The organism is Stenotrophomonas sp. YIM B13575 (genome assembly GCF_042787595.1).
GTDB classification, from domain to species: domain Bacteria; phylum Pseudomonadota; class Gammaproteobacteria; order Xanthomonadales; family Xanthomonadaceae; genus Stenotrophomonas; species Stenotrophomonas lactitubi_B.
Genome location: NZ_JBHZOP010000068.1, coordinates 22,757 through 32,463, shown reverse-complemented (window position 1 = coordinate 32,463; position 9,707 = coordinate 22,757). Strand labels below are relative to the sequence as shown.

Here is a 9,707-nt window from a genome sequence, read left to right as displayed (position 1 = left end):
GTCCGGTTGCGGGGGTGTCCGCGGCATGGATGCCGCGGCCAAGCCTACAGGGACGTATTTACGGCGTCCCCCGCAACCGGACCCACCCCGCCATCCCACGGAATGCCCGCTGTTGCTTTGGCTGTCGCCATTGCCCTGGCATCGGCGGGTGCAGGGCGCAGCCCTGCAGAAGAGCCCCCTCAGTGCGCAGCAGGCCTGGACGACGGCAACCATGCCGCCACGATGCCCAGCAACGGCAGGAACGCGGTGAGCTGGTAGACGAATTCGATGCTGGTCTTGTCGGCCAACAGCCCCAGCACCGCCGCGCCGAGGCCGCCCATGCCGAAGGCGAAGCCGAAGAACAACCCGGAAACCATGCCGATCCGATGCGGCATCATTTCCTGTGCGTACACCACGATGGCCGAGAACGCGGAAGACAGCACGAAGCCGATCAGCACAGCCAGTATCGTGGTCCACAGCAGATCGGCATGCGGCAGCATCAGCGCGAACGGTGCCACGCCCAGGATCGAGGCCCAGATGATCGGCTTGCGACCAATACGATCACCCAGCGGCCCACCAAAGAAACCGCCCGCCGCGGACGCCACCAGGAAGGCGAACAGATGCAGCTGCGCCTGCGCCACCGGAATGCCGAAATGATGCATCAGGTAGAAGGTGAAATAGCTGCCGATGCTGGCCATGTAGAAATACTTGCTGAAGATCAGCACCAGCAGGATCGCCAGCACCCGGGCGATCGTGCGCGGCGGATGGCGTGCGGCGATCACACCCTGTGCTGCGGGGCGAGGAGCCCCCAGATGCAGCGAGTACCAGCGGCCGACATAGGTCAGCAGGGCAATGCCGATCAACGCTGCACCGGCAAACCACGATGCGGAATGCTGGCCGTAGGGCACGATCACCGCGGCGGCGATCAGCGGCCCCAGCGCCGTACCGAAGTTGCCGCCCACCTGGAACACCGACTGCGCCAGGCCATGACGGCCGCCGGAGGCCAGGCGCGCGATGCGCGAGGCTTCCGGATGAAAGATGGCCGAACCGATGCCGACCAGCGCGGCGGCCAGCAGCACCATCGCGTAATTGGGCGCAAAGCCGAGCAGCAACATGCCGCACAAGGTCGAGGCCATGCCGATCGGCAGGGAGTACGGGGCCGGCCGGCGGTCGGTGGCAAGGCCGACCAGCGGCTGGAAGATCGAGGCGGTCAGCTGGTAGGTCAGCGTGATCAGACCGATCTGGGTAAAGCTGAGATTGAAGCCACCCTTGATCACCGGATAGATGGCCAGGATCAGCGACTGCATCATGTCGTTGACCATGTGCGAGCTGGAGATCGCCGCCAGCACTCCGGGCGATACGGGGCGGGCGGATACGGTGGGAGAAGCCAGAGTCGACATTGCGCACGGTCAGGATGGGGGCGAGCCGTGCATGCTACGGTGGCCTTCCACTCCCTTCTGCCGCGTTCTGGTCATGGCCTATCGCAAAAAGGACACCCCCTGCCCTGTCCGCGAAACCGCGCCGTGGAACGAGGTGCCGGTGCATCGCCCGGTCACCTGCCGCGCGCGCGACTACCGTGCCGGCACCCACATCTCGGCACACAAGCACCGCCGACACCAGCTGGTCTATTCCATGTCCGGGTTGATGGTGGTGCGGTCGGAAGTCGGCCGCTGGGTGGTGCCCTCCACCCGTGCCATCTGGATGCCGGCGGGCATGGCGCATGCGGTGGACTGCATCGCCGAGGTGCACATGCGCAGCCTGTACATCGAACCGGCGTTCGCCCCGCAGCTGCCCGCCGAGCCCTTCGCCGTGCAGGTGGCGCCGCTGCTGCGCGAGCTGCTGCAGGCGGCCATCCTGATCGACGGACCGCATGAAGAAGACAGCCGCGACGGCCGCGTAGTGCGACTGATGCTCGATGAGCTGCACCGCATGGACGTATTGCCGTTGCACCTGCCCGAGCCCGTCGACCCGCGCCTGCACAGGATCTGCCAGCACATCCAGAAGCATCCCGGCGACGAGGCGACCCTGCAGGACTGGGCGCAGGCGTTGGCGATCGACGTCAAAACCATCCAGCGCCACTTCGCCAGCGAACTGGGCATGACCTTCGGCCAGTGGCGGCAACAGGCGCGCCTGCTGGCCGCGATGGAACGGCTGGCCCGCGGCGAGAAGGTGATCGACGTGGCGCTGGCGATGGGCTATGACAGCCCGAGTGCGTTCACCAGCATGTTCAAGCGCCAGCTGGGGCAGACGCCGGCAGCATTTTTCCGTTGAGCCGTTGAACGGCATCCACGCATGGCGTGGATCTACTGCGCCACCTACAGGTAGGGATTCTGCTTGTCAGGATACAAGTGGAAAGTCCGTCTCATTTTCGCAACCGCACCCATGTTCCGATAGCACCTCACGGAAGAGGAAGCACTTGTGACGAAGGCATGGAGTATCAGCCGATGGCTTGCGGTTGCTGTGTTGCTGGCCCTGACGGCAATGCAACCATCCGCATATGCGAGCGGCACGCAGTTCCGTTTCTACTCGGATGAACAGAAGGACGGTTTTCATTTCTTTCTCGAGATCCAAGGTCGAAGCGACGATGGCTACATCCATGTTCGTTGGAAGGGACAGCCCAAGGATGCCGCCCCGCGGAACCCGTACTACGTCGAAATGAACCGTGCCCAGAAGCGCTTCTACATCCGGCCCAAAAAACGGGATGGCCACCCTTGGTTCGAACTGGATGTAGTGGGTGATCGCGGAACGCTTCTGTTCGAGGGGCGCCGGCTGTACGGAAAAGCCGATTGGGAAATCCTGTAAAACAGCCACAAACGAAAACGCCGGGCAGAGCCCGGCGCTGTCGTTCAACATGTCCGTTGACAGATCAGGACGTCATCCGATCCCAGAAGCCCTTGACGCCGTCGATGAAGGTCGCCGACTTCGGCGAATGCTTGCGCGCATCCTCGCCATTGAAGGTGGCTTCGAACTGTTCCAGCAGCTTGCGCTGGTCGCTGGTGAGGTTGACCGGCGTCTCCACCACCACGCGGCAGTACAGGTCGCCTTCGCTGCGGCTGCGCACCGAACGCACGCCCTTGCCGCGCAGGCGGAACAGCTTGCCGGTCTGGGTCTCGGCCGGAATGCGGATTTCCGCCTCACCACCGAGGGTCGCCACGCGCACGGTGTCGCCCAGTGCGGCCTGCGAAATGCGGATCGGTACTTCGCAGTGCAGGTCGTCGCCGTCGCGCTGGAAGATGTGGTGCTCACGCACGCGCACTTCCACGTACAGATCGCCCGGCGGCGTACCGGCCGGACCGGCCTCGCCCTCACCCGCCAGGCGGATGCGGTCACCGGTATCCACGCCTGCCGGTACCTTCACCGACAGCACCTTGTCTTCCTCGACACGGCCGTTGCCGTGGCAGGTCTTGCAGGGCTTGGCGATGATCTGGCCACGGCCGCCGCAGTTGTGGCAGGCCTGCTGCATGGCGAAGATGCCACGCTGGATGCGCACCTGGCCGCGCCCATGACAGACGTTGCAGGTCTCGACCTTGCCGTCTTCCGAGCCGCTGCCATCGCAGTCGCCACATTCGGCCAGGGTCGGAATCTCGATGCGGCGTTCGACGCCACGCACCGCTTCTTCCAGGTCCAGCTCCATCACGTAACCGATGTCGGCGCCGCGACGCGCCTGGCGCGGACCGCCGCCACCGGCACCACCAAAGATGTTGCCGAAGATGTCACCGAAAATATCGTTCATGTCCGGGCCGCCCGGACCACCACCGCCACCGCCCATGCCGTGTTCGAACGCGGCGTGGCCATGGCTGTCGTACATGCGGCGCTTGTTGCCGTCGGACAGTACTTCGTAGGCTTCCTTGCACTCCTTGAAGGAGGCTTCGGCCGCCGCATCACCCGGGTTGCGGTCCGGGTGGAATTTCATCGCGCAACGACGATAGGACTTCTTCAGTTCTTCGTCGGTGGCGGTGCGGGCAACGCCCAGCACTTCGTAGTAATCGCGCTTGCTCATATCGTGGATCGCATTCCGGAAAGTCGGGATTCGTCAAAGCGGAAGAGCGGAACCAGGTCCGCTCTTGCGTCGGGCGCCCCGACACGCCAGAGGGCGGTCAGGACCCTGATGCGACAACGGGACGCTGGTAAGCAGCGTCCCGCGTCGGTCCGGATCAGGACTTCTTGTCGTCCTTGACTTCGGTGAACTCGGCGTCCACCACGTCATCCTGCGCCTTGCCCGCATTGCCGGCGTCGGCGCCCGGGGCAGCACCGCCCTGGTCGGCCGAAGCGGCAGCGAACAGCGACTGGCCAGCTTCTTCCAGCACCTTCGACTTGGCTTCGATCTGTGCCTTGTCGTCACCCTTCATCGCGGTTTCCAGGTCGGCCAGGGCCGCTTCAACCTTGCCGATCACTTCGCCACCGACCTTGCTGCCGTGCTCGGTGATCGCGCTGCGGGTGCCGTGGATCAGGGCATCGGCCTGGTTGCGGGCCTGCACCAGCTCCTGGAACTTCTTGTCTTCTTCGCGGTTGGCTTCCGCGTCGGCGACCATGCGTGCGATCTCTTCCTCGGACAGGCCCGAACCGGCCTTGATCTCGACCTTCTGTTCCTTGTTGGTCTTCTTGTCCTTGGCCGACACGTGCAGGATGCCGTTGGCGTCGATGTCGAAGGACACTTCCACCTGCGGCAGGCCACGCGGGGCCGGCTCGATGCCGGACAGGTCGAACTTGGCCAGCGACTTGTTGAAGCGGGCCTGTTCGCGCTCACCCTGCAGCACGTGCACGGTCACGGCCGACTGGTTGTCCTCGGCGGTGGAGAACACCTGCGAGGCCTTGGTCGGGATGGTGGTGTTCTTTTCGATGATCTTGGTGAACACACCGCCCATGGTTTCGATGCCCAGCGACAGCGGGGTCACGTCCAGCAGCAGCACGTCCTTGACGTCGCCGCCGAGCACGCCGCCCTGGATCGCAGCACCCAGTGCCACGGCTTCGTCCGGGTTGACGTCCTTGCGCGGTTCCTTGCCGAAGAACTCGGTGACCGCCTGCTGCACCTTCGGCATGCGGGTCTGGCCACCGACCAGGATCACTTCGCTGATGTCGCTCGAACGCAGGCCGGCGTCATTCAACGCGACGCGGCACGGCTCGATCGACTTCTTGATCAGCTCGTCCACCAGCGATTCCAGCTTGGCGCGGGTCAGCTTGATGTTCAGGTGCTTCGGACCCGACGCGTCAGCGGTGACGTACGGCAGGTTCACTTCGGTCTGCTGGGCGCTGGACAGTTCGATCTTGGCGCGCTCGGCAGCATCCTTCAGGCGCTGCAGGGCCAGCGGATCCTTGCGCAGGTCGATGCCCTGGTCCTTGTTGAACTCTTCAACCAGGTACTCGATGACGCGGTTGTCGAAGTCTTCGCCACCCAGGAAGGTGTCGCCGTTGGTGGCCAGCACTTCGAACTGCTTCTCGCCGTCGACGTTGGCGATCTCGATCACCGAGACGTCGAAGGTGCCGCCGCCCAGGTCGTACACAACGATCTTGCGATCCTTGTTGTCGCCCTTGTCCAGGCCATAGGCCAGCGCGGCCGCAGTCGGCTCGTTGATGATGCGCTTGACGTCCAGGCCGGCGATGCGGCCGGCGTCCTTGGTCGCCTGGCGCTGGCTGTCGTTGAAGTAGGCCGGCACGGTGATGACCGCTTCGGTGACCTTCTCACCGAGGAAGTCCTCGGCGGTCTTCTTCATCTTCTCCAGCACCTTGGCCGAGATTTCCTGCGGCGCCATCTTCTTGGCATCGCTGGTGGCCACCCAGGCATCGCCATTGTCATGGGCCAGGATGCTGTACGGGACGTGCGCGATGTCCTTCTGCACTTCGGCGTCGGTGAACTTGCGGCCGATCAGGCGCTTCACCGCGTAGAAGGTGTTCTTCGGGTTGGTCACGGCCTGGCGCTTGGCCGAGGCACCGACCAGGACTTCGCCGTCCTTGGTGTAGGCGACGATCGACGGGGTGGTGCGATCGCCTTCCGAATTTTCGATGACGCGGGCCTTGCCGCCGTCCATGATCGCCACGCACGAGTTGGTGGTGCCGAGGTCGATACCAATGATCTTGCCCATGGGGGAGACTCCTTGAAGGATGTTGTTTTTGTCAGTCCGGCCGTTCGGCCGGTGGATGAATGGGATGTGGGGGAGGCTCGTGGAACATTCAAGCCATCCCCCGAACGCTGTGTTTCCGTTCGCCCAACACGTTCAGCGTCGGTCGTGCCGACGCCCCGTCCGGGGCGCGGACACCCTCGCCAGGCCGGGCCCGGCGCGCGGGGTCAATCGGCGGCAACCACCACCAGCGCCGGCCGCAGCAGGCGCTCGTTGAGCAGGTAACCCTTCTGGAACACGGTCACCACGCTGCCCGGGGCGGCGCCGGGGGCCGCAACCTGGCTGATCGCCTGGTGGTGCTCCGGGTTGAACGGCTGGCCGGTCGGGTCCAGCAGCACCAGGCCGTTGTCACCAGCGACCTTCAGCAGCTGCTTGTAGGTCAGCTCCAGGCCTTCGCGAAGCGGATGGGCATCGTCGCCGGCAGCCTTGAGGCCGGCATCCAGGCTGTCGAATACCGGCAGCAGCTCGCCCAGCAGCTTCTCGTTGGCGAACTTGCGGGCCTGTTCGATGTCGCGGGCCACGCGCTTGCGCTGGTTGTCCAGGTCGGCGCGCTCTCGCAGCGCTTCGGCCTTGACCTGCTCCACTTCGGCACGGAGCTGTTCGATCTGTTCGTTGACGCCCTCGGCGGCAGCTGCGTCGGCGGCGGCCTGCTGGGCGGCGATGTCTGGCTGATCTTGATTCATGTCTGGGTCCCTGGCGGTCACTCTCCGCCTCCACCCACCCTAGTGTGGGCGGGATGCTGCGTTTCAAGCGTCCGATGCACCCGGAGTTCGCCCGCCGGGCGAAAAGGCCGCACCGAGCACATCAGCGGTGGCCTGGACCAGCGGGATCATGCGGTCGTAGGCCATCCGTTTCGGACCGATCACGCCCAGCACGCCCAGTACCTGGCCATTGGCCGTGTACGGCGCGGTGACCAGCGAGACGCCCTGCAGGGGCACCACGCCGGTTTCTTCGCCGATGAAGATGCGCACGCCGGGGGCCTGGATGGTCCGCTCCAGCAGCTGCAGGATCTCGCGCTTGCTGGAGAACAGCTCGAACAGCTCGCGCAGGCGCTCCAGGTCGGACAGGTCCTGCACCCCCATCAGACGGGTCTGCCCGGCCACCAGCATGTCATCGGCCGGCGGCTGCAGGGCCTGCTCGGCCAGCTCGATGCTGTGGGCCAGCACCTGCTCCAGCTCGGACCGCGCATCGCGCAGCTCCAGCAGCAGGCGGGTGCGGATCTCGGCCAGCGGCAGCCCGGCGAAGTGGGCATTGAGGTAGTTGGCCACCTGCTCCAGCTGCCCCGGCGCGAAGTCCTGGCGGGTCTCGATCACCCGGTTCTGCACCTCGTTGTCGGCAAACACCAGGATCGCCAGCACCCGGCGCCCGTCCAGCGCCACGAAATCGATCTGGCGGAAGGCGAACTGCTCGCGGCGCGGGGCGCTGACCACGCCAACGAAATGACTCATCGCCGACAGCAGCTCCGAGGCGCTGCCGAGCAGGGCCTGGGTACTGCCGCCTCCGGCCAGCTCCTGACGCAGCCGGGCCAGTTCACCCTCGCCCGGCGGCTGCATCTGCAGCAGGCTGTCGACGAACACCCGGTAGCCATGCGCGGTCGGAATCCGGCCCGCCGAGGTGTGCGGCGAGGCCAGCAGGCCCAGGTCTTCCAGGTCGCCAAGGATGTTGCGGATGGTGGCCGGGCTGACCTCCAGGCCGGCCACGCGCGCCAGCGTCTGCGAGCCCACGGGTTCGCCGTCCTGGATGTAGCGCGCGATCAGCGTGCGCAGCAGGTGCCGCGCGCGCGGGGCAAGTTGGTCGGGAGAACCGTGCATGGAATCAACCTGTGAGACAGGGACATTAGATAATGGCGACGCATCCCCTTGGCAAGTCATTGGACGACCCCGCCGCGCGTGCTAGCGTTGCGCGGCTGCAGACACCCCCTTACCCATGCTCAGACATCTTTCAATCAAGGATTTCGCCGTCGTCCGCGCCACCGAACTGGAGTTCGGGCCGGGCATGACCGTGGTTTCAGGCGAGACCGGCGCGGGCAAGTCGCTGATGGTCGACGCGCTGGGCTTCCTGTCCGGCCTGCGCGCCGACAGCGGCGTGGTCCGCCACGGCGCGGCCCGGGCCGAACTGTCGGCCGAGTTCGCGCTGGACCAGCTGCAGGCCGCCCGCCAGTGGCTGGCCAGCAACGAGCTGGACGATGAAGACCAGTGCCAGCTGCGCCGCGTGATCCGCGCCGACGGCGGCTCACGCTCGTGGATCAACGGCCGCCCGGTCACCCTGGCGCAACTGGCCGACCTGGCCGGCCTGCTGGTGGAGATCCATGGCCAGCACGAGCAGCAGGCCCTGCTGACGCGTCCGTCGCAGCTGGCCCTGCTGGACGCCTATGCCCGCAACGAAAGCGAACGCCGCCAGGTGCGCCGTGCTGCCGCCACCTGGCAGGCGCTGGTCGATGAATCCCTGGCACTGTCGCAACAGGGCGATGTGAGTGACCGCATCGGCTTCCTCGAACACCAGCTGCGCGAACTGGACCGTGAGGATCTGGAACCGGAGTCGATCACCGCGCTCGGCGCCAGCCATCGCCGTCAGGCTCACGCCAGCGCCTTGTTGGCCGCCTGCCAGGCAGCTTCGGACCAGCTCAACGGCGACGAAGGCCACTCGGCGCTCGATCTGCTGCAGCAGGTGCGGCATGAACTGGCCCGGGTCGCCGAACATGACCCGCGGCTGGGCGATGTCGATGCCTTGATCGACAGCGCCTCCATCCAGCTGCACGAAGCCCTGGCCCTGCTCGACCGGGTGCATGACGACCTGGACGCCGATCCGGACCAGTTCGAGGAGAACGAACGCCGTCTGGGCCGCCTGCACGATCTGGCCCGCAAGCACCGCGTGCCGATGGACGAGCTGGGTGTGCAGCGCGAGCGCATGCACGCCGAAGTGGAACAGCTGCGTGGCGCCGACGAGCGCCTGCAGCGGCTGGCCGGCGAGATTGAAAAGGCCGCAGCGGCCTGGCGCGTCGAGGCCGCGGTGCTGACCAGCAGCCGCCGCACCGCTGCTGCCGAGCTGTCGGCCACCACCACCGGCATCATCGCCGAGCTGGGCATGGGCGGCGGCCAGTTCCTGATCGAACTGGAGCCGCAGGACAGCGGCAAGCCGGACCCGCAGGGCGCCGAGCGCGTTGAATTCCTGGTGGCAGCCAATGCTGGCCAGCCACCGCGTGCGCTGCGCAAGGTCGCTTCCGGTGGCGAGCTGTCACGCATTTCGCTGGCCATCGAAGTGGCCGCGCTCGACCTCGACGCGGTACCGACCATGGTGTTCGACGAAGTCGACTCCGGCATCGGTGGCGCGGTGGCCGATATCGTCGGGCAGAAGCTGCGCGCCCTCGGCGAGAAGCGTCAGGTGCTGTGCGTGACCCACCTGCCGCAGGTCGCATCCAAGGGTCACGCGCACTACCGGGTCAGCAAGGCGCCGGTGGAAGGCATGACCCAGAGTGCGGTGGAGAAGCTGGACACCAAGGCGCGCGAGGAAGAGCTGGCGCGCATGCTCGGTGGCGTGGAAGTGAGCAAGGAAGCCCGCGCCGCCGCGCGCAAGCTGCTGCAGGCCTGAGGCTGGTGGCGCCGAGCGTGGGCT

At 66.0% G+C, this 9,707-nt stretch carries 8 protein-coding genes; 3 read left to right on the top strand and 5 right to left on the bottom strand.

What is annotated here, in order from left to right:
* Positions 1–179 precede the first annotated feature (179 nt).
* Positions 180–1,379, bottom strand: coding sequence for an MFS transporter (locus ACFX4F_RS12585; RefSeq protein ID WP_099820188.1), 1,200 nt, complete (start codon positions 1,377–1,379; stop codon positions 180–182).
* A gap of 73 nt (positions 1,380–1,452) precedes the next feature.
* On the opposite strand from ACFX4F_RS12585, the gene ACFX4F_RS12580 reads away from it, so the two are divergent.
* Positions 1,453–2,250, top strand: coding sequence for a helix-turn-helix transcriptional regulator (locus ACFX4F_RS12580; RefSeq protein WP_099820187.1), 798 nt, complete (start codon positions 1,453–1,455; stop codon positions 2,248–2,250).
* A gap of 147 nt (positions 2,251–2,397) precedes the next feature.
* Positions 2,398–2,781 carry a hypothetical protein gene (locus ACFX4F_RS12575; RefSeq protein ID WP_133119608.1) on the top strand — a complete coding sequence of 128 codons (384 nt, stop codon included), beginning with the start codon at positions 2,398–2,400 and terminating at the stop codon, positions 2,779–2,781.
* Positions 2,782–2,845: 64 nt separating this feature from the next.
* On the opposite strand, the gene dnaJ is transcribed toward ACFX4F_RS12575, so the two are convergent.
* The 4 genes from dnaJ to hrcA form a co-directional block, all read right to left on the bottom strand.
* Positions 2,846–3,979: a molecular chaperone DnaJ gene (dnaJ, locus tag ACFX4F_RS12570; RefSeq protein ID WP_025878872.1), complete on the bottom strand. Its 1,134-nt coding sequence runs from the start codon at positions 3,977–3,979 to the stop codon at positions 2,846–2,848.
* Between the two features lie 154 nt (positions 3,980–4,133).
* On the bottom strand, positions 4,134–6,059 hold the full coding sequence (dnaK, locus tag ACFX4F_RS12565) for a molecular chaperone DnaK (protein ID WP_265955779.1): 1,926 nt from the start codon (positions 6,057–6,059) through the stop codon (positions 4,134–4,136).
* 203 nt (positions 6,060–6,262) lie between these two features.
* A complete protein-coding gene (gene grpE / locus ACFX4F_RS12560) occupies positions 6,263–6,778 on the bottom strand; it encodes a nucleotide exchange factor GrpE (protein WP_025878870.1) in 516 nt (171 codons plus the stop codon).
* 63 nt (positions 6,779–6,841) lie between these two features.
* Positions 6,842–7,906 (bottom strand): heat-inducible transcriptional repressor HrcA, encoded by a 1,065-nt coding sequence (gene hrcA, locus ACFX4F_RS12555; RefSeq protein ID WP_099820184.1) that lies wholly within the window; start codon positions 7,904–7,906, stop codon positions 6,842–6,844.
* Positions 7,907–8,021: 115 nt separating this feature from the next.
* Here hrcA and recN point away from each other — a divergent pair, with 115 nt between their 5' ends.
* Positions 8,022–9,683, top strand: a complete 1,662-nt coding sequence (gene recN, locus ACFX4F_RS12550) for a DNA repair protein RecN (RefSeq protein WP_380655729.1) — start codon at positions 8,022–8,024, stop codon at positions 9,681–9,683.
* Positions 9,684–9,707 lie beyond the last annotated feature (24 nt).

Coding starts and splice junctions, on each gene's coding strand:
- recN (WP_380655729.1), top strand. CDS start 8,022: ATGCTCAGACATCTTTCAATCAAGGATTTCGCCGTCGTCCGCGCCACC.
- dnaJ (WP_025878872.1), bottom strand. CDS start 3,979: ATGAGCAAGCGCGATTACTACGAAGTGCTGGGCGTTGCCCGCACCGCC.
- ACFX4F_RS12585 (WP_099820188.1), bottom strand. CDS start 1,379: ATGTCGACTCTGGCTTCTCCCACCGTATCCGCCCGCCCCGTATCGCCC.
- dnaK (WP_265955779.1), bottom strand. CDS start 6,059: ATGGGCAAGATCATTGGTATCGACCTCGGCACCACCAACTCGTGCGTG.
- hrcA (WP_099820184.1), bottom strand. CDS start 7,906: ATGCACGGTTCTCCCGACCAACTTGCCCCGCGCGCGCGGCACCTGCTG.
- grpE (WP_025878870.1), bottom strand. CDS start 6,778: ATGAATCAAGATCAGCCAGACATCGCCGCCCAGCAGGCCGCCGCCGAC.
- ACFX4F_RS12580 (WP_099820187.1), top strand. CDS start 1,453: ATGGCCTATCGCAAAAAGGACACCCCCTGCCCTGTCCGCGAAACCGCG.